Below are 20,358 nucleotides of genomic sequence, written 5' to 3' on the forward strand. Positions count from 1 at the left end.
GTAGATTATTCTGATGCAACTTTTACCAACATACGCGTAGTCAGGCGTGAACGGTCGACAAATCCCACCAGCGCCCCCTCCGCGTCGATTACAGGAAGCTGATCGGCACCTACTTCGAGCATGTGGCTCAAGGCAGAAAAGTTACTCCATTGCGCTTCAACTGGGGCGGCTACGGGATGGTACCCTTCGACCTGCGACAGCGAGTCCAAGTCTCCCGAATTCAATGCATCGGTGAAGGACCGCCATTTGACGATCTCGTCTTCACTGGGAATTGCGAACATGTCATTGCCATGAACCTCGATCAATTCCTGATTGAAGGGAGGGTTCAATGCTTGGGCAAGCTGCGAAGCATCCCAGAAGCCAAGAGCGCCGCGACCTTCCGATGATTGCAGTACTACCCACTGAAATTGAGGTTCCTCGGTCAAGACGTTGATATATTTCCAGACAATCGGAGCCCAGTATTCATTGCTTCCCACGTTAAAAGTCAGCGCGTTTATTCGATCTGCAACGAGACTTTCCAGAACGTCCAACCCTTCTTTCCCAGAACCGCGCACGGTTTGAAACTCCAAAACCGAGCGGTTGGTTGATACGTCCAGAACTTGTGCGCTCGCAAAACTCGCCTCGATACCGCGAACACTTGCTACGGCCTGCTCCGTTTCGGTCTGTAGTTCTTGGGCCGCGGCCAGGGCCGTCTCAGCTTCGTCGCGGACGCTGTCGATTTTTTTCGTAGCGAAATCAAGCTGAGCCCGAGCATCCTCGGTTCGCTCATCTACTTCGCGCCGGACGTCTTGTATGCGTTCATCGACCTCAACCGCCACAGACCTGTTCACCGACTCTCTGATTGTGCGTTCAATCAACTGCTGGGTCGCTTCGGAATCCAGCCGCTCGGATATAGCTGACCGGACATGCTGGCGAACGGACTCGTCGGCCGATTCAATTGCCTTGTGTGCTGCCTGATCAGCTGCATTCTGTACTCGATTACTCGCGTCCTGCTCGATCCGTCTCGTTGTTTCCGTGATGTTTTCCTTGGTGACACCGGTGAAATAGATCGCGAAAGCACCGGCAACTGCTGCAATTACACCGGCAAAAATTTGCATGCGGCCCAGCAGTTTCTCTATGTGGGATCGGTGTTTCTCCAAATCGGTCGAGAGCGCAGCTTGGTGCTTTTCCAAACCTTGCGCCATTTCAGCGCGAACATCGCGCCGGAAGGCTTCAAACTCGTCTGCCCGCTTTTCCTCCCTAAGCCAAGATCCGCAGTGCTGACACTTCTGCGCGCCGTCAGCGATGTCCTCTTTCAGGCAATAGGGGCATTTCTCGGACATGAATCCTCCGATTGGAGTATTTTTCTGGACTATCCGAAGTAACAATAATCAACACAATGATGCCGTGACTGCCGCAGCTTGGCAACGTTTATTGAGTGTTTCAGCTTTCTCAAAACGTCTATTTGGCCGCATGCGCTTTGGGCTGAATCCACACGTTAATGAGTTTCGCCCGTGCAGCGGTCAAACAGCAAATTGGAAATTGTCGGGATGCACCCGGGCGCACGTACCGCGCTAACTACTGTTGCTGCTTGTTCTGAAGCCATCAATCTGTTTCTGAGTTTCTGCGGCCTCTCGCTTGACCCACTCCACAAATCGGCGCAATTGGGCGCGTTGCGATGTTTGTTCCCGCAGGCGGATCCGAAATGGGTTTGGCGCGGACAACCCTTTTTCAGCGGGATAGGGAAGCACCAAGGCCCCGTTTTCCAGATCGTCTTCGATCAAAGAAATGCCGCACAACAGAAACCCTACGTCCTTTTTTACCGCTTCAAGGGCCATCTCCGCGCGCTTGTAGTATGGTCCTCGGTCAGCGCCCGTTCGACGCATTCCGAAAGTCTGGAACCACTCACGAAATCCTGGCCTGTCCTCTTCACTTCTGTGTTCCTCCAAATGAAGAAGCGGCATCCCCTCCATTTCGTGTTCGGTGTCGTAGTCGGCAATTCTGCGCAGGTTGTCAGGGCTGCAAACGGGAACAAGATAGTCTGTGAAGAGCGGCTCTCCTTTTTCATACCCGCCGTATTCGACACGAATATCCGGTGCCCCCATTCGCATCGGAACGTCGCCTGCGCCGTTGATACAGAAAAGAATGTTCGGGTGGTCCTCGCGGAATTTCGGCAAACGAGGCGCCAGCCACAATTCTGACCAATCCGGGTCGGCAACGATGTGAAGCTCGCTCACTCTCTGAAAATCAAGTGTGGCGGACACGCGCTCTAGCGCAGAAAATGCAGTGCGGAGGTCTGTCAGTGCTTCGGCTAATTCGGGCGTCGGGTGCAAGCCGGACCTTCCACGAACCAATAAGTCTGTCCCAAGGTAGTCTTCAAGGGCCCGAATCCGCTGACCAACCGCGGCTGGCGTTATACCCAGATCGCTTGCGGCTGCTTTCAACGATCCGGTCCGAAGGGCTACCTCGATTGCTTGCAGGGACTTTAAATGCGTAGCCATGCAGATTTAGTAAAGATTTTCTTTCGATGGCGCAATAATTCTCATCACTCGGGCAGTTTTTCTTTAGCCTAGAAAAGAAAATTTAGTTCGGACTTTTGAGTTCTGAATGCGACAATCTCAGTAGACGGCAACACGGAGGTTCAGAAATGCTGAAAAGGTTTATGATCGAGCGGGATATTCCCGGCATCGGAGATTTTTCGTTAACCGAGCTTTGTGCCGCATCTCGTGCTTCGAACAAAGCTCTTGCCGACGTCGGTCCATCAATTCAATGGCAGCATTCCTATGTCGCCGGGGACAAGACATTCTGCATTTACCTGGCTGAAAGTGAGGCGGAGATTCAGAAACATTCCGAATTGTCTGGTATTCCCGTGGGAAAGATAACCGAAGTTCCCCAGATCATCGATCCGCTGACCGCGAACAACTAGTAGAAAAGGTACTCATGCGGCGACCACTCCATGGTGGTTGCCGCTCGTGATTTGAAAGGTTTCACGTGGTCAATCACGGCCCGACAACATCCCTTGTCAGCTTTTTGCGCAGCGTTCCAAACGCCGAACCGACCTTTGAGGGTCGGCTTTGTGCAGCCTGCTTTCATCTTTCCGGCGACAGGAGCATCAGCTTCACCCGCATATCGGAAATCGAATAGCCAAGTTGCGCCGGTTCAATTCGGGCCACGAGCGCAATTCCTGAAGTCTAGCAAATTTGCTGATTGCTGAGATTTCCGCCTTTGGAGATCGACTGGACATCTGAGGTTAAAGACGCGCCGACCGACCAAAAAACGCCTCTCTTACCGCTGCCTACCCTAAGTCCTTGCAGCCGACGGCCGTCAGAAGCACTTGATGTCGAACGCGGCAGCGCGTTTGTCGTCTTTTTTAAAAAGTTCACTTGGCCACTTGCGCCTTTGAACACTCCAGTGCCGCCGACAACTGCCAATTGGGTTTCGAAGTGGGGCACAGTGTCGGGACTACTCGGGGCTGGGTAAGACCCGGAATAGATCAGCTGGTTGCTGTTGATCGTCAGGTAAGCGTTAACGATAAGCCGCGTTTCGCCCTCACTTGCGCCGGGCGCTATCAATGTCGTGACATTCTGCGTACCGATAAACTGTCCATCTTCACTAAAAACTGTGACATGCCCGACCGCAACATCCCCGAGATTGTCGCCACCGGACGTTATTTTCAGGTCTTCCAAGTAGACAGTAAATGGGCCGCATTCCGGGGCGTTGTTTGCGGCAGCCGGAAGGGCGAGGAGGAGAAGAAGCATTGCGGCAAGAAAACGCATTTTGACACTCCTGTATAGAAAAGGGCTGAGCGAAATAGTTCGGCACGCGTTGCGAAAGAGACAGATTGAAACAGGTCCGCATCGATGCGCGCTCATTGTTTTCTAAGCTCAATCGTCAACAACCAGATTTCAAAGGCGTATTTGCCCATTCCTTCTTTGATGAGCGCCTCGAAACGGTCGTAAAACTCGTTCAGAAGAGTTTCGGTTGCTTGGTTGGTTTCACCACGCAACAAGGATTGCCTGAATGTGGACTCGGTAAAGGAACGGACAAACCCCTTATAGCTTGCTGCGTACTCTTGGGGCGCATTGATCAGGTCTGCGAAGATATCTTTCGGGTTTTGCTGAGCCGGAGCTACCTCTGCTCTTTCGATCACAAAGCCATCTGCCAATTCCATATTGCGCTTAAAGGGCTCAAGCGCATCCTCCTTTGACATGAACCAAATTGGCATAATGAAGTCGCGAAGAGCGGGTTCAGAAATCAATCCGTCGTTCACCATCGCTTCGGCAACGTCGTACATAGCCCGGTAAGTATGGCGGCCAGAACTGCAAATACCATTGGCCTCACTCGTGTCCGGGATGGCGCCCAGTGTTGAGACCATAAGCCTTCCATCTTTGCGCAACTCCCGCAGTCTCAAAGCCAGGAAGGTCTCCCAATCTCGCTGCGCTTGTTCTTTGAGCTCCAGGCGAGCCTCACCCTTCAAATCTGCGAACCACAGTGTGCCTTTTGCAGAGATAACGGGCTGCGAGCTGAGCCAATGGCTCGCACCGAACGAAGTCCCAACGTCAATGGAAGAGGTCGGTGCAGCCATTGAGAAAAAGCTACCTACACTTGCGACAGGGCGAATACGGGAAGAGAGTTTGGCGTAGCCGTCTTGGCCGGCAGCGCAATCGAATAGGGTATTCCAATCGTTTTCCGCCTGATCGACATGGTGAACAAAGATTGAGCGATCTGGATAGCGGTCAGTAAAAGACTTTACGGCGGGCTTTACTGATAAAATCGCGTTTGCGCCGGTACCACAGCCATAGTCGGCAATGTGTATTTCGTTTGATGAGGCCAGAACCTTGTCGGCCATCTTCCGAACATCGTCTGCGCGGGATTGGATCGAGTGCTTCTGCGGAAGGGAGTTTCCAGCATAGTCCACCATTCCCTCAGTCGGGCTTCTCTTATCGTCCATACGGTCCTCCCACTTGCAGTTGGGTTGGCAGCCAGGGCTTACAGTTTAAACGTTGCGTCACCCAAAATCGAAAAATTACCGGGCCAAGAACGGCTTCATACGGTTGTTGGATATGTGCCAGAAACATGGAGCTTGGGCTCATCGCCGGCATCGGACTCTGCCAACTTCTCATCACCTGGTCCGCTTTGCCGAATTCCGAGTTCCAAAGGCGACGGGTTGCCCATGTCAGCTCCTCTTTTCATATACCTCAAGCCAATTGAAACTTCGGCACGTCAGGCAACCGCCGACCGGCACAAGCAACTGGCGCGGATCGGAATGTCCGCACGGGCGGCGGCCTGGTCCAAAAGTAATTTCACATGTGGGAGCTCTACAGATTCGCCCCGACGCTGGAGGCATTCGTGGAGCCCGTGTAACGCCCACACATTACGCGGATGCTGGCTTGGCCTGGGTAGCTTTCCGTCAAGGCCCAAGTCGGCCCGGTAGGTAGCTTCGGCTTCAGAATATTCACCTGCATCCATCAATAAAGCGCCCAGAGCATGACGGGATGGTTGCGGCCAAGACCAAGGCTCCTCATATTCCAATCCGTCGTCCAGTTCGACCGCTTTGCGGAGGTGATCCAACCCTGCATCCCGGTTGCCAGCCTTGAACTCGATCTCTCCTTTCATCATCTCCTCAGCCACAGCGAGCACGTCGCGCGCCGAATTATTGAATAGCATACGGCTATCCGGCACCTCAGCATAAGCGGCAGCAAACTCTTGCATGGCCAGCTGGGCCTCTTGATGGCGGCTGAGATTGGCCAACGCCACAACTTTGGCGTAATAGATCAAAGCGTTGGTTGTTACGTAGAGTTCCTTGTCGTCTGGTTGCTCAAGTTCAAGGATCTCCTCCCACATTCCAAACCGGATATACACGTGGGGTGCCGCCGCTACGAAGGTTTCGAAAATATCCGGATAACTGCGAACAACCTCATCGGGAACTTCTCCACGTAGGCGCGTGACAGCCTCGACTGCGGCAGCTTTTTGTCCAAGAAACATGGCGCCATAGAAGGCGAAATGCAGGTTGTGAATGCGATACAAAGCATAGAAGTTCGCAGCACCCGCGTATTCCTTAAACACGTCATCAACTTTGGCCGCCGCAAGGTTGCGATAGAGCACGTTTTGATATTCACCGCACAAGACATCAATGTGTGTGCCCATATGCACAAGATGGCCAGCGTCGGGCACCAAATCCTTCAGTCTGTCGCCATGGCGAAGCGCCTTTTCAGGATGCGGCGACATTTCCATGAGATGAATATACATATGAAGCAGCCCAGGGTGATCCCAAGCGCCCTTCGTTAGTTCAAATGCACGTTCTAGAACTTCCATGGCTTCGACAGTAGAGGCTTCTGGGTTTGGAATGCCGTTCTTGAAATCCCAGAGTTGCCAAGGCGTTCGATTCATCAAGGCCTCAGCGTAAATGCAGGCTATGTCCAAGTCGTCTTTGTAGGACTCGTAAACTGGTTTCATGGCCTCCGCAAAACCATCGTTGAAGGGTTGGTAGTCTTCAATTGCGGGGTCAGAAGGATAACGTGAAGCCAGCGCTTCAATTAAGGCACGCTCTGCTGGTTTTGCATCCGCCAGTGCCAATCCATCCTTCAGCGCTTGATGAGCTTTTTCCAAAGCGGGGGCCTTTTCTTCCGGAGTGAAGACTTCCCACGGTTTGTTGTAATTCGGTCCGATGGAGTAAGCGATGCCCCAATAGGCCAACGCACATTTTGGATCAGCTTTGATTGCTTTTTCAAAGCAAACAATCGCTTCCTCATGGTTATAGGCAAATACCCATATTAGCCCTCGATCAAACCAGACTTGAGCATCCGGCACTGCGCTAGCGGGGCGACTGTATTTTCCCAAATCAAAGTAATCGGCCATATAAACACTCCCTCTCAAAGGGTGCATACTAACATACTTCGGCCTGTTTTGACTGTTTCCTCGAAAGTTCAATACCATGGCGGCTTTGTCCGCTAAGCCGGAATTGCAAAGCACTGCATTGAATTTTCCGTTTGGGCTGCAAGCAGACAATCATGCCAACCGAAGAGATCGGCGCCATCCGCCCAAGGCAAACTATGCCGAGGGGCAACGAAAGCCTGCTTTCCTTTCGATGATTTGTTTCAAACCGAGGCTAGCAGGCTTGCCTTAAGGGCGTTCTGTAGTATACCCCTCTATACTATATTAAGGGGTATCTCATGGGTCATCTAAACCGCGACAACGCGAAACTCATTGCGCGCCTTCGGCGGATCAAGGGTCAGGTTGAGGGTGTCGAACGCGCACTGGATGCAGATGCAGATTGCACCGAAGTTTTAAGGCAGATCGCATCCATTCGTGGGGCCATGGCGGGTTTGACCAACGAAGTCTTTGAAGAACACCTCCGCAGCCATGTTGTGGACGCCACTGACGACACTGCTCGTGAGAAGGGTGCAGAAGAGATGATTCAAATTTTGAAGTCCTACCTCAAATGATGGTCACGACTGTCCAGAAGGGCGTTGAAATGAGCCAAGAAGCAACCCCAAGATTTGAACACGATCACGTCTTCCTGGGCGCCAATCAAGAGCGAAACGAGCGTCGGGTCTGGTTGGTCATAGCTCTGACCGCCACGATGATGGTCGTAGAGATCGCTGCAGGTCATTGGTTCGGCTCGATGGCGCTCATTGCAGACGGCTGGCACATGTCCACACATGCCGCAGCCATGCTTATCGCTGTACTGGCCTATCGCTTCGCACGAAAGAACGCCGGCAATCGCGCTTTTACGTTCGGGACTGGTAAAGTCGGGGATCTGGCAGGGTTTGCCAGCGCAGTGATCTTGGCGCTGATCGCACTGTTGATCGGTTGGGAGAGCTTTCAACGCCTTCTTCAGCCAGTCCCGATCAGCTTCAACCAGGCGATAATGGTGGCTGTAATCGGACTGTTCGTGAACCTGCTGAGTGCATGGCTTTTGCGGGACGATCATCACCACCACCATCATCATGGTCACGGGCATCATCACCACCACGATCATGATCACGACCACCACCATGGCAATAGCCAAGACAACAATTTGCGCGCGGCTTATTTGCATGTCTTGGCGGACGCGCTGACGTCGTTGCTGGCAATTGTTGCGCTCCTCCTAGGCCGCGCTTACGGCTGGTTTTGGGCGGACCCGGTTATGGGCATCGTTGGTGCAGTTGTGATTTCGCGTTGGTCTTGGGGTTTGATTAAAGACTCCGGCGGCGTGCTGCTGGACCGGGTGCCAGAAGGTGGATACATCGAGGCAAAGGTGCGCAAGGCCGTCGAAACTGACGGAGATCGGATCGCCGACCTGCATATCTGGCAAGTCGGCCCGGGCCATTATTCGGTCATCGTGTCGATTGCGTCCGAGACACCAAAGCCCGCGGCTGAATACAAGGCGATGTTGGATCGGATCGACCATGTGTCTCACACCACTGTGGAAGTTTACGGTGACGGCCAACCCCGATAGCCGCGGTTGTAACAGCCAGATCGAACAAGTCTTTTGTGACGTGCCGGGTTCCAAAGCCGAACCACGAACCGTTTCGGGTCACCCAACCATTCAAAAGCTAAGGTCAGGAGATCGGAATACGTAAATCCTGACCCGGAAAAATTACGTTGGGGTCATCAATCAGGTGTGCATTCGCACGCCGGATAATCGAAACATGACTCGGATCACCATAGTTCGCCGTTGAAATCGCGCTCAATGTATCGCCTGGCGCTACCGTGTAGTTCCGATAGCCGATGTAGTCTGACAGAATGCGTGGCCCGTAGAATACGGGAACATGAACTGTAGGAATTACACCTTCTCCGCCAGCACTATCGTCAGTCACCGTCACAAAGAGGCGATCCAGCTGGAAATTCGGGTTGTCCGGAATGTCGACCGTAGCTTGAAACTGCCGTAACGCGATTGCCCCGGCCGCGGCCGCGCCGCTAAATTCGACATGCCCGTCGCTGACAGAAATAGAAAGATGGCCTTCGAAACCGACGGCATTTCCTGCGATCATGATGGTGCTGCCGACTATATCAAAGGGCTTAGGTTGGAGAACCTCGATATTCATTGATAATCTCCTTACGGAAAGACCGCGACTATAAACTGAAATCGTCCTGACGACCAAATGCAATGGGCGAAATCTGGCACAAACGCCCAAAGGTTCAGGCCATCGTTCTCAGTTTCGCCGATCTCCACTCTGCGTTCAGTTGACGCCAATGTTCCGCTTATGGCGAAGGTCTAGTTCGTTGTCACAGCTAACGTTGTGCCCTGCTAGGCCAATATCCGGCATGTGCCTGACCAGTTCATTGTGTGAAGCGCAGAGAACGCCATTGGCGAGCCCAACCGGCGCTTACGTCAGAGTGCAGATGACGTCCGGTTTCAGTGCTTGTCATTCGCAAAGTTCTGTGGATTGCTAATAATTGCCGGTATCTTTGAGGTGCACAGAATGATCGATCCTTCCGTATTGCTAACGTATTCGTTGATCGTTCTCGGCTTCGTTTTCATCCCAGGTCCTGCAACGCTGTTGACCGTTGCGCGGGCAACCACGTCGGGCACCAAAGTCGGAATCGCTACGGGGGCGGGCATCACGGCTGGCGATTTTCTTCACACGACCATGGCCGTTGTCGGCATATCAGCAATCATCGCGGCGTCTGCCACCCTTTTCACCATCCTAAAATACATCGGGGCGGCTTATCTCATTTACCTTGGATTGAGGGCGATCTTGGAGAAAACCCCAATTGATCTGGGCCAAGGGCGCTTGCCTATCACTGCCCCGCAGGCTTTCAGGCAGGCAATCTTGGCAGAAATCTTGAACCCGAAAACGGCGTTGTTCTTTCTCGCGTTTCTGCCCCAGTTTGTTGCGCCAGAGAAGGGCTTTGCGGTCCTTCAACTCACGATCCTGGGCGTTGTCTTCGCGCTGATCGGATTTTTCAGCACAATTGTCTATTCGGTTGCCGCTGGCAGTCTTGGAAACTTCTTTCGCCGCAACCCGACGGTTCTGAAATGGCAAGGCAAGGTTGTGGGCGGCATTTACTGCGCGCTCGGAGTCCGCCTCGCCTTTCAGGAGCCGTAAGTCGGCGCTCTGAAGCCGGCTGCAAAGTCCGCGTCGCAGGTTTTGCGAACTATGCTTGCGACGGTCTGCATCGGGCTGCGACAACCCAATCGTTCTTGCCGAGCAGAATGGCCACACCGAGCCCAAAGGTGTTCATGCCGCAACATGAAAGATCAGTCGCAGCAGATCAGGTGCAAAGATCAACGTTTTGAGGAGCGGTGCGATTTAGTCATGCGAGGTCCGTGGCTCTATCGCGATCTTGGAAATCGTAAAGTTCCTTGATCGCTTTGTTCGCACCTTCAGGCGATGGTCAATGTCGCGAATTGGTCTTGGCTATTTGGCAAAGCAGATCGACATGTTGATCCAACCAATCTTCGTCCAGCGTCTCGTGACGGATGAGTTTGCGGAAATAAGGAGCTGCGACGGCCAGTTCTATCAACTGTTCAACCGGAACATCAGCGGTGATCTCACCACGGGATATTGCGGCTGAAAAGACGGCTTCAACACTTGCGAACCTGTCTTTCATGAATTCCGTTATGACCAATCGTGCTTCTTCGTCAGTGGATGCAGCAGCGACCACCTGAGGTGCGATTTGGCCCCACGGTGTATCATTCAAGGCGCCCATCAGTACACCAAGTAACCAGCGCAGGTCAGATTGTAGCGGGCCATCGGTTTTGGGCGGTATGTTCGGCGGTGTTGCGATGCGCCGGAACGCAGCATCCCGCAGGCTGCGCGCATCGGGCCAGTGCCTGTATAGTGTGCTGCGCGAAATTCCTGTTGCCTTGGAAACTGCGCCGTGGGTCACGTGTAGCACGCCCTTATCCATAAGTATCTTTTGCGCAGCATCAAGTGCGGCCTGTCGTGTGGCGATCAGCCTGGGATCTTCCTTCAATTATCTCTCCTATAGAACAATTTGTTGCATAACAGAACATTTTGTCCTAAAAGTGTGGCCGACTGAAAACTAGAGCCCAAAACGCGATTCCGCAAACACGTCTTGCCAAAATAGGAGCGTATCAATGTTCAAAGCGGCGGCAACCTCGATGGTGGTACTCTTGTCGGTAGGCGCCTCCGGTGCACTGGCAGAGAGCGGTACCTATAAACTGGATCCTGGACACAGTCAGGTCTTGTTCAGCTACGACCACATCGGGTTCTCGGAGACGTTTGGAATGTTCTCAGGTTTCAGCGGTGAGATAGAGTTCAACGAAGATGACCCGTCTGCGTCATCCGTCACGGTGTCTATGCCTGTAAAATCCATGATCACGGGCTGGGATGCCCGCATGCAACACTTCATGTCCGATGACTTTTTTGGCGCAAGCGACGGTGACGTGGTCACATTCGCCTCAACCAGCATTGAAGTGACCGGAGACAATACCGCAAATATTTCTGGCGACCTGACCCTGAATGGCGTCACCAAACCTGTTGTTTTGGAAACAACGCTTAACAAGTCAGCGCCATACCCCTTTGGAAAAAAGGAGGGCACGCCGACCTTGGGTCTCGCAGCCACCGCGACTATCGTGCGGTCTGAATTCGGACTTGGGGCATTTGCACCAGCGGTGAGCGACGACATAGCGCTCTTGATCAATGTCGAAGCGCTAAAGGCTGAATGATGTGTGCAAGGGTGCTGATACTGCACGCAGTGCTCATTCTTAACTTTTGATAGGGTTGCCAGCTTGATGGACAAACTCCTGAAAATATTGGCTTTTGCCGCAGTATCGGTGAACATCGGCCCTTTGGTATTGGCGCAAGAACAGGCCCTTCCAGAGCGCACCTCGCCCCGTCCTGAAACGACAAGCAGCGTTCCGCATACTCAGATTGGCGTCGAAATTGATGCCGATTTGTCGCGGCTATTGCTGGAGCGCGTCGCGCAATTCCCGGGGGTCACGCTTGGCCCGACACGAATATCGCTTCCTGGCGCGATCGGCTTTCAGCTTGATCCCGACATGCTGCTGTCTCGACCGAACTCTATCGTCGGCGGGTTGGAGTTTGCGCATATACACCCTGATGGCAGCTTGCACGCTGCGCTGGACCCCGCGTTGGCACGACGGGCAATTGAGGCCGGCTGGGCCGTAGCACACCCTTGGGCCAAGCAACGTTCAGGGTGGAGCGGCTTTGTCATGATATATACACCGACCACGCCAGAAGAACTGGATGTCGTCATCGATTTGGTTGAAAGTTCGTACACCTTCATCACCGGCAACACCTTGGGTTAAGCTTGTATTGCCCGAACGTTTTCGGTGACGCCGACGTCCTGTCAGATGGCTGTTTCAGTCGCCCTGCATTCAGCGATCAATAGCGGGAGCGCCGTCGACAACCCGGAAATTGCAAAGTGGTGTTTTGAACGTCTGGTTTGGGCCAGACTTATACCTCGCCAGTCGCAAAAAAAATTGTCGTTTCTTTTACATGTAGCCCAAAAATGGGGCAAACTGTTCATTAACATCGGACGAACCAGACCCTTTATGCTAGATCAATCTCGAGTGATCGATGGTAGATTTGGCCTTGAGTCATCGTCCATCTTGGGGGCATGAACATGATCATCAGGGTTTTTCCCATCGCCACTGTTCTTTTGATCGCTCTCGCTGGCGTTCTTTCGGCACAGCAGGGTCCGCCACCCGTGACAGTCGCAAAACCGGTTGTGAAGTCCATTGTGGAAGATGATGAGTTTGTAGGTCGCTTCGGTGCCGCGGCTGACGTCGACGTCCGCGCGCGGGTTTCCGGTTTTCTGGACCAGGTGCATTTCAAGGATGGGAGTCTCGTCGAAGAGGGGGATTTGCTGTTTACGATCGACCAGCGTCAGTTTCGCACGGCCTTGAGGCAAGCCCGGGCGCAGATCAGCATTGCTGAAGCCACAAGTGCCTTCACAACCGATCAGCTGGAACGCGCAGAGGCTTTGATCAGAAACGGCAACATCGCAGAGAGCGTGGTGGATCAACGTCGCGAGGCTTTTCTTGCGGCCCAAGGTGCGTTGGAACAAGCGCGTGCTGCGCTGGAGTTGGCCGAGCTTGATCTGGAATACTCGGAAATCCGTGCTCCAATGTCGGGGCGTATCGACCAGGCACGGGTCGATCCTGGAAACCTGATCATCGCACAGGACACCTTGTTGACATCGATCGTCTCGACCGACCCGATCTATTTCTATTTCGACATAGATGAACGTTATTTTCTGGCTTATGCGCGGGACGCGCGTGCGCGGGGATCCGTTTTGCAAGAAGGCGCGGACAACCTTCAGGTTCAGGTCACAGTGGCCGACCGAAGCATTCCACCCCAGAACGGAATACTGGATTTCTCGGAAAATCGCATTGACGACGAAACCGGCACGATGCGCGTTCGCGCGGTTCTGCGCAACACGGATGAGCTTTTGACGCCCGGTTTGTTCGGACGGGTCAATGTTCCGGGGTCGCTTCCCTATGAAGGCATCCTGATCCCGGACGAGGCGATTGCTTCGGATCAGAACCGAAGATTGGTGATGACAGTGGATGCTGAAGGTAACGTCATACCAAAGGAAATCCGGCCTGGTCCCAGAATTGACGGGTACAGGGTCGTTCGTGAAGGTTTGGATGGGTCAGAGACGCTGGTCATCGAAGGTCTTGTTCGCGCCCGCCCGGGCAGCGTCGTTGCTGCGGAATTGATCGAACTGCCTTTGATCGCAGAAAACTGATATGGGACGTTTTTTCGTCACTCGCCCCATCTTCGCGATCGTGGTCGCGGTTGTAACAACAATCGTTGGGTTGATCGCGTATTTCGAACTGCCTGTCGAGCAATACCCTGAAATCGCGCCACCATCGATTGTGGTCAGGGCGAGTTATCCCGGGGCGGATGCCGAAACGATCGCTGCAACGGTCGCGACGCCGTTGGAGCAAGAGATCAACGGGGTCGAGGGCATGCTCTACATGTCGTCATATTCGACCGCTGACGGCTCCATGTCACTAACGATCACCTTTGAACTGGGCACCAATCTCGACGCTGCTCAGGTTCTTGTCCAGAACCGGGTCGCCATTGCGGAACCTCGCCTGCCACAAGAAGTCAGAGCGCTCGGCGTCACGACGAACAAGTCTTCGCCCGATCTCATGATGGTTATCCATATGCTGTCGCCAGATGAGACCTTTGATCAGCTTTACGTGTCGAACTACGCCCGTTCACGCGTCAGGGACCGCCTTGTGCGTCTTGATGGTGTTGGTGATCTGATTATTTTCGGCGAGCGAGAGTTTTCGGCACGTGTGTGGTTGGATCCCGACCGGCTTGGCTCTCTCGGGTTAACGTCAGGCGATGTCGTCGCGGCGTTGCGTGAACAAAACGTTCAGGTTTCGGGTGGGTCGCTGGGATCGCCACCCAATGCGACGGACAGCGCATTTCAGGTGACGCTTACAACGCAAGGCCGATTGGAAGATCCACGCCAATTCGGTCGTGTTATCGTCAAGTCTACAGACGATGGGCGAGTTGTGCGGGTCAGGGATGTGGCGCGGGTTGAGATCGGAGCGCGTTCTTACGTGACCAACTCGTACTTGAACAACAAACCAGCCGTGGCCCTTGGCATTTTTCAGCGACCGGGTTCAAACGCGTTGGCGTCAGCGGATGAGATTTTGACCGTTGTCGAAGAACTGTCACAGGATTTCCCGTCCGGACTTGAATATCAGGTGGTCTACAACCCGACGGAGTTCATCGAAGCCTCAGTGAACGCCGTCTATCGAACTCTGTTCGAAGCGGTGTTGCTGGTCGTTGTCGTCATCGTCGTCTTTTTGCAGAGCTGGAGAACGGCCATCATACCGTTGATCGCCATTCCCGTATCTCTTATCGGGACATTTGCGGTGATGCTGGCGCTGGGCTATTCCCTGAACTTGCTGACGCTTTTCGGGCTCATTCTGGCAATTGGAATCGTCGTGGACGATGCGATCGTTGTGGTCGAAAACGTTGAACGAAACATCAAAAATGGCATGTCTCCTAGGGATGCGTCTGCCCGCACCATGGACGAGGTTCAAAATGCGATCATCGGGACGACATTGGTTCTGATCGCTGTTTTTGTGCCAGCTGCGTTGGTTCCCGGTATTACCGGCCAATTCTACAGGCAATTTGCCGTGACGATTTCCGTCGCAACGGTCATTTCGACCATCAATTCACTCAGCCTTTCGCCGGCGTTGGCTGCAGTGATCTTAAGACCAAACTCCATTTCGCCGACACGAAGCCCGCTGGCCCTTGTCACCGACCCGATCAGCAATGGGTTCAACAGGGGTTTTGATGCGTTGGCGTCCGCCTATGGTCGGAGCGTGCGCGCTTTGTCCAGTACAACCGGGATGCGTGGCATCGTCCTTTTGGTCTTTGCCGGACTGATGGGCGGAACATACTGGATCACGACAAAAGTTCCGACCGGGTTCATCCCGGAAATGGACCAGGGATACGCCATCGTCGTGGTGCAACTGCCGGACGGTGCAGCACTGGACCGGACCGACGATATCATCAAACAAGCGACAGATATAGCATTGGAAACGCCCGGGGTCACAAACGCGGTTGCATTTGCGGGCTTTTCTGGTGCGACCTTTACCAATGCCAGCAATCAAGGTGTGATTTTCACCACCTTCGAGAGCTTTGAAAGCCGCCAGGAAAATGGGCTGGCCGCAGGGGCGATTGTGGGCCAGCTTTTTGGCCGGATGCAGGCCCTGCGCGAAGCCTTCATCATCGCCATTGCACCTCCGGCGGTCCGCGGGGTTGGTACTGGTGGTGGATTCAAACTCCAGCTTCAGGAACTTGAAAGCGCAGACATGTCCCGCGTGTTGCAATCTGCCTATGCTGTCATGGGCAGTGCCAGCCAGTCGGACAAGGTTCAGGGCGTGTTCACGACCTTTTCGTCCGGATCACCGCAGCTGTACCTTGAGATCAATCGCGTTCGGGCACAAATGCTCAACGTTCCGATTGGCGAAATATTCGAAGCGCTCTCAATCAACCTCGGATCTGCCTATGTAAACGACTTCAATGCTTTCGGGCGTCTATTCCAAGTGCGCGCGCAGGCGGACGAGCCGTTTCGATTGAACCAGAGCGATATTCGAAGTCTGCGTGTCCGTTCCGCAACGGGAGCGTTGGTTCCGTTGGGCACCTTGGTCACCGTCCGTGAAACCGCAGGTCCCGCCTTGGTTCAGCGCTATAATCAGCAGGTGTCGGTGCCGGTTCAGGGGTCGCCTGCGCCCGGTGTATCAACGGGCCAAGCATTGCTGGAAATGGAAGCACTTGCAGAAGCCGTCATGCCGCCAGGGCTGGATTTTGAATGGACCGAGCTTGCTTTGCAGGAACGGAATCAGGGCAATACGGCAGCATACATTTTTGCCTTTTCGGTGCTGTTCGCCTTTCTGTTTCTTGCGGCGCTATACGAAAGCTGGACGCTTCCGATGGTCATTATCCTGATCGTTCCGCTCGCTGTACTGGGCGCGATGTTGGGGGTGATGTTTCGAGGGATGGACAACAATATCCTGACGCAAGTTGGGTTGATTGTTCTTGTGGGGCTTGCCGCAAAAAATGCCATTCTCATCGTCGAGTTCGCCAAACAGGCGCAGGAAGAACGTGGATTATCGGCAATTGATGCCGCCGTTGAAGCCAGTCAATTGCGCCTGCGACCAATACTGATGACCGCATTCGCGTTCATACTTGGCGTTCTGCCCTTAATGATCGCAGTCGGACCCGGTTCAGAGATGCGACAAGCTCTTGGAACGACCGTGTTTTTTGGAATGTCGGGTGTGACACTTCTTGGACTGTTTTTCACACCTGTTTTCTATGTTGCCATGCGGACGGTTTTCCCAGCGCGACCAGTCACGGCGTAGGTCAACGGGACAGCGATCGACCAAGTTGCAAGGCTCACGTCGCCAGTATCAGTATCCATGGTGTCGGCAGTCCCAATATGAAGGTCGCAGTGCTGAAGGAACAGGTGAAAATCTCGAAACAGCCGCTAGGTCTTGTCACAGCCCCGTTTATCAGGAGATCCGAACATGGAAAGTCTCGCCGCCAATCTTCGCGAAATGACGCGAACACCATTGCACGAGAGCCATGTCGAAACTTTGAAGGCGTTAGGTACCGAGGTGAGTTTCGAGGCAGGTCAAATGATCGCTGAGGTTGGTGATCCGATGGACCAGTTTGTCTATATTGTCGAAGGTCGGGTTGAGGTCATCGACCCACATACCCGAGAGGCTTATCTGCCGACGTCTCTTGGACCGACGCAGTTTCTGGGAGAGATCGCGTTTCTCAGCGGCGGTGTTTACTCGCTGCCGATGCGTGCCAGAGAGGACACGCGTGCTATCTCCGTACCGCGCGAAAAAATGCTGGACGCAATGTCCCGCATTCCCGAGATGTCAGATATCGTCATCTCTGTTTTCTCCGCACGTCGCCGACGTCAAATCGAAGACCATGACAGTTCCCTGAAACTGATTGGTGCGGACCTGGACCGCAACATCCGTCAAATCGAAGAGTTTGCCATCCGAAACAAGATCCCATTCCAAACGATGGATTTGGGTTCTGAGGATGCAAGTGAGGCTGCGCTGGCCTGTCACCTGACAGGCCATCAACCGGCGGTAATCTTTGGCGACAGCCTGGTGGTTGACAACCCGACGCCCGCCAAGGTCGCCCGATTGCTTGGGCTCGAACAATCCCACGAATGTCGAGAAGTCATAGATGTCTTGATTGTTGGAGGTGGTCCGGCCGGGGTCGCGGCTGCGGTCTATGCTGGTGCCGAAGGGCTGTCTGCAATTGTTGTCGAGGATCTTGCGGTTGGGGGACAGGCCGGGACATCCAGTCGGATCGAGAATTACATGGGATTTCCCACAGGCATATCAGGTGCAGACCTTGTATGGCGAGGGGAAGTCCAAGCCATGAAGTTTGGCACCCGATTTGTTCGCCCAAAACGGGCCACTCAATTGCAAAGGCAATCTGATGGCGTGTTTTGTGTAACGCTGGATGATGGGCAAAAGCTAAGGGCACGCTCTGTTGTCGTCGCCACGGGGGTCCAGTACAGGCGCCTGCTGTTGGACAGGCTGAAGGACTTTGAGGGTCTGGGCATCTATTATGCCGCGACCGAAATGGAAGCGCGCTATTGCAAGGGCACGGATGTCGTCGTCGTTGGAGGCGGCAACTCTGCCGGGCAGGCAGCGATGTACCTGTCGCGATCCGCAAAACATGTCCACGTTCTGGTACGAGGAGATAGCCTGGCTGCGTCCATGTCCGATTACCTGCTGTCCAGGTTAGAGGCGGATCCGGCGGTCACCATCCACTACAAGTCTCAGTTAAAAACACTTCTTGGGAACGAAGCCATGTCCAGTGTTGTCATCGAGCGTGACGGATCAGACTGGCCGCTCGATTGCAGCGCCGCATTTGTAATGGTTGGGGCTGCACCCAATACCGAATGGCTGTCGCAGAGCTGCCAACTGGACGCGCGTGGCTTTGTGGTCACGGGCAACGAGGTGGATGCCGGATCGTCTTTCGCAACGTCATGCCCCGGTATTTTCGCCGTGGGCGATGTGCGCGCGGGGTCGGTCAAGCGTGTTGCCTCTGCGGTGGGTGAGGGGTCAGTTGTCATATCTCAAGCTTGGGAATACCTGCAGAACTGAATGTTTTTCTCTGCACATGAGTTACTTTGCTGTCCTGCCTTGGCTGGTCAGGATACAACCACACAGAGACTTTTCTTTGTCAACGCGGTCTCAAGTCGGGCCTTTTTGCTAGGTTGATTTGGTCCTCAGAGGAGTTTGGGTCAAAAATGGCAGCGCTTTTTCTGCGTTTCTGGCTCGTTGGTCAAGAAGGCCGAAATGCCAGTCACGAGACATTGGATGTCGTTCAAATTGGAAACATTAGCTTCCGTGACCTGCGATGGCAGTATTTGACCAAATTCCCGATCGGCGGAGCCAGATTTGACCGAAACTGAAACACAAAGATTCGCGATGGAGGCCGAAAGAAGACTCGTAAAAGCCGAGCAGCGCGGATTACGCTTGGCGATTGCCTGTCGCACTCTCATTACCGCTGCAGCTTTTTTCTGGTACCTGGGTTCAACACTGTTGTTTCCAGAGTTCAGTACGCGGCAAGTGACGACTTTCGCTTTGTTCGCGTTCACGGCAATTGGCGTCACCCATCTTGTCTTGATAGGCACCGGCTATGACAGGGCGTGGATCAAATATGGCGTCTATGCGCTTGATTCACTGGCTATCTGTTCTCTTTTTGCGCTCGTCCCGATAAGCAGGGCCGACGATGTGCCGCAGATCATCGCGTTCCGCGCCTATGGAATTTACTACCTCTTTCCGATTATCGCTTTATCGTGCCTCAGCCTCTCGTGGCGTCTGGTGCTCTGGACTGGCGGCCTTTGCGTGCTTGGATGGTGGGCGGCTTTCATTTGGGTCACGGTGCCGATGGAACGGACACTGTCATGGGCAGACATGTCTGCGATGGCCACCCGCGAAACCTACGAGGCCGTGTTTCTTTCGATAGACTTCATTGGTCGTGGCAACCGCATCGAGGAAACCGGAATGCTGATGTTTGCGACATGCATACTGGCAATTGCCGTGTATAGGGCCCGAGCAGTCTTCTTCGCACAAGTTGAAGCGGATCTGGAGCGCGGTCGCGAACGCGCAAAACGGCAACATGTGTCAGTCCTTCTTGGAAAATACCTGCCTGAAGAGATTGCGAAGAAGCTAATCGACGACAACGCGCCGCTAAAACCCCAGCAGTCGTTTGGTACAGCACTGGTTATGGATATTGCCGAGTTTACAAGCTTTTCCTCGGTGCATTCTCCAGACGAGGTGATCAAACGTCTGGATGTCTTTCTCACGGACGCGACGCAGGATGTTTCAGCCGAGAATGGGATCGTGATTTCTTACCTCGGCGACGGATTTCTCGTCACGTATAATGCACCGGTCAAAGTCGAAACGCCCGCCGCCGCTGCGATAAGAACTGCAGTGGCCTTGCACGCGACCGCCGCCAGGCATGGGTTTTCGATCCGGATTGGCATTGCAAGCGGGGAACTGGTCACAGGCACGATCGGGTCCGACACGCGTCAGTCTTTCACGGTGTACGGAGACCCCGTCAATCTTGCTTCCAGGTTGGAAGCCAAATGCAAATCGCTCGGTGCGGCGATGCTTTTGGATGCCGCAACCAATGCCGCTCTGTCGGGGGGCGATCAGATGCACAGCTTTGGTTCAATTGAAATCAGCGGCCTGACCAAACCTGTCGCCGTTTTTGGCACAAAGAGACAGTGATGAATGCCTAAAGAGAGAGCCCTCAGGAATCGAACGGCAAAAAACAAACCTAGTGTCCGGTTTCCTTTCTGAGTTCTTCGGCTATGGCAGAAACGCTCAGTGCCGGCCACTTCGGAATTTCGGTCTTGGTATCGGGCTTCAAACTCCTTCTTCAG

General features: G+C 53.8%; 17 protein-coding genes. 10 read left to right on the plus strand and 7 right to left on the minus strand.

The genetic code is table 11. From position 1 onward, the window contains the following. Positions 1 to 5 precede the first annotated feature (5 nt). Complete coding sequence (locus RA28_RS05810) at positions 6 to 1,322, minus strand: hypothetical protein (protein WP_039524469.1); 1,317 nt, start codon at positions 1,320 to 1,322, stop codon at positions 6 to 8. A 231-nt stretch (positions 1,323 to 1,553) separates the two neighbouring features. Next, positions 1,554 to 2,480, minus strand: coding sequence for a LysR substrate-binding domain-containing protein (locus RA28_RS05815; RefSeq protein ID WP_039524472.1), 927 nt, complete (start codon positions 2,478 to 2,480; stop codon positions 1,554 to 1,556). A gap of 146 nt (positions 2,481 to 2,626) precedes the next feature. Between RA28_RS05815 and RA28_RS05820 the strand changes: the two genes are divergently transcribed. Then, a complete protein-coding gene (locus tag RA28_RS05820; protein ID WP_082029733.1) occupies positions 2,627 to 2,905 on the plus strand; it encodes a DUF4242 domain-containing protein in 279 nt (92 codons plus the stop codon). A gap of 265 nt (positions 2,906 to 3,170) precedes the next feature. Here RA28_RS05820 and RA28_RS05825 read toward each other — a convergent pair whose 3' ends face one another. From RA28_RS05825 to RA28_RS05835, 3 genes are all read right to left on the minus strand, one after another. Then, complete coding sequence (locus RA28_RS05825; protein ID WP_039524475.1) at positions 3,171 to 3,755, minus strand: hypothetical protein; 585 nt, start codon at positions 3,753 to 3,755, stop codon at positions 3,171 to 3,173. Positions 3,756 to 3,847: 92 nt separating this feature from the next. Further along, positions 3,848 to 4,930: a hypothetical protein gene (locus RA28_RS05830; RefSeq protein ID WP_082029734.1), complete on the minus strand. Its 1,083-nt coding sequence runs from the start codon at positions 4,928 to 4,930 to the stop codon at positions 3,848 to 3,850. Positions 4,931 to 5,202: 272 nt separating this feature from the next. Continuing rightward, a complete protein-coding gene (locus RA28_RS05835; protein ID WP_039524481.1) occupies positions 5,203 to 6,837 on the minus strand; it encodes a tetratricopeptide repeat protein in 1,635 nt (544 codons plus the stop codon). 314 nt (positions 6,838 to 7,151) lie between these two features. Here RA28_RS05835 and RA28_RS05840 point away from each other — a divergent pair, with 314 nt between their 5' ends. After that, a complete protein-coding gene (locus RA28_RS05840; RefSeq protein ID WP_039524484.1) occupies positions 7,152 to 7,424 on the plus strand; it encodes a metal/formaldehyde-sensitive transcriptional repressor in 273 nt (90 codons plus the stop codon). Between the two features lie 29 nt (positions 7,425 to 7,453). After that, positions 7,454 to 8,419 carry a CDF family Co(II)/Ni(II) efflux transporter DmeF gene (gene dmeF, locus RA28_RS05845; RefSeq protein ID WP_039525944.1) on the plus strand — a complete coding sequence of 322 codons (966 nt, stop codon included), beginning with the start codon at positions 7,454 to 7,456 and terminating at the stop codon, positions 8,417 to 8,419. Between the two features lie 103 nt (positions 8,420 to 8,522). On the opposite strand, the gene RA28_RS05850 is transcribed toward dmeF, so the two are convergent. After that, positions 8,523 to 9,008, minus strand: coding sequence for a LysM peptidoglycan-binding domain-containing protein (locus RA28_RS05850; RefSeq protein WP_039524486.1), 486 nt, complete (start codon positions 9,006 to 9,008; stop codon positions 8,523 to 8,525). Between the two features lie 378 nt (positions 9,009 to 9,386). Here RA28_RS05850 and RA28_RS05855 point away from each other — a divergent pair, with 378 nt between their 5' ends. Next, on the plus strand, positions 9,387 to 10,013 hold the full coding sequence (locus RA28_RS05855; protein ID WP_039524489.1) for a LysE family translocator: 627 nt from the start codon (positions 9,387 to 9,389) through the stop codon (positions 10,011 to 10,013). A 289-nt stretch (positions 10,014 to 10,302) separates the two neighbouring features. Here the strand turns inward: RA28_RS05855 and RA28_RS22170 are convergent, their stop codons facing one another. Next, entirely contained in the window at positions 10,303 to 10,884 is a 582-nt protein-coding gene (locus tag RA28_RS22170) for a TetR/AcrR family transcriptional regulator (protein ID WP_052261284.1), read from the minus strand. Between the two features lie 124 nt (positions 10,885 to 11,008). Here RA28_RS22170 and RA28_RS05865 point away from each other — a divergent pair, with 124 nt between their 5' ends. From RA28_RS05865 to RA28_RS05895, 6 genes are all read left to right on the plus strand, one after another. Continuing rightward, positions 11,009 to 11,599 (plus strand): YceI family protein, encoded by a 591-nt coding sequence (locus RA28_RS05865; protein ID WP_052261285.1) that lies wholly within the window; start codon positions 11,009 to 11,011, stop codon positions 11,597 to 11,599. Positions 11,600 to 11,665: 66 nt separating this feature from the next. Beyond that, positions 11,666 to 12,202 (plus strand): luciferase domain-containing protein, encoded by a 537-nt coding sequence (locus RA28_RS05870; protein ID WP_052261286.1) that lies wholly within the window; start codon positions 11,666 to 11,668, stop codon positions 12,200 to 12,202. A 317-nt stretch (positions 12,203 to 12,519) separates the two neighbouring features. Continuing rightward, the gene (locus RA28_RS05880) at positions 12,520 to 13,647 is read left to right on the plus strand and encodes an efflux RND transporter periplasmic adaptor subunit (RefSeq protein WP_241481067.1); all 1,128 of its coding nucleotides are present in this window, start codon (positions 12,520 to 12,522) and stop codon (positions 13,645 to 13,647) included. Position 13,648: 1 nt separating this feature from the next. Continuing rightward, the gene (locus RA28_RS05885; RefSeq protein WP_039524495.1) at positions 13,649 to 16,792 is read left to right on the plus strand and encodes an efflux RND transporter permease subunit; all 3,144 of its coding nucleotides are present in this window, start codon (positions 13,649 to 13,651) and stop codon (positions 16,790 to 16,792) included. 165 nt (positions 16,793 to 16,957) lie between these two features. Beyond that, entirely contained in the window at positions 16,958 to 18,568 is a 1,611-nt protein-coding gene (locus RA28_RS05890) for an FAD-dependent oxidoreductase (protein ID WP_039524500.1), read from the plus strand. A 297-nt stretch (positions 18,569 to 18,865) separates the two neighbouring features. Continuing rightward, a complete protein-coding gene (locus RA28_RS05895) occupies positions 18,866 to 20,203 on the plus strand; it encodes an adenylate/guanylate cyclase domain-containing protein (protein ID WP_152612020.1) in 1,338 nt (445 codons plus the stop codon). Positions 20,204 to 20,358 lie beyond the last annotated feature (155 nt).

Source organism: Ruegeria sp. ANG-S4, from assembly GCF_000814005.1.
GTDB lineage: Bacteria > Pseudomonadota > Alphaproteobacteria > Rhodobacterales > Rhodobacteraceae > Ruegeria.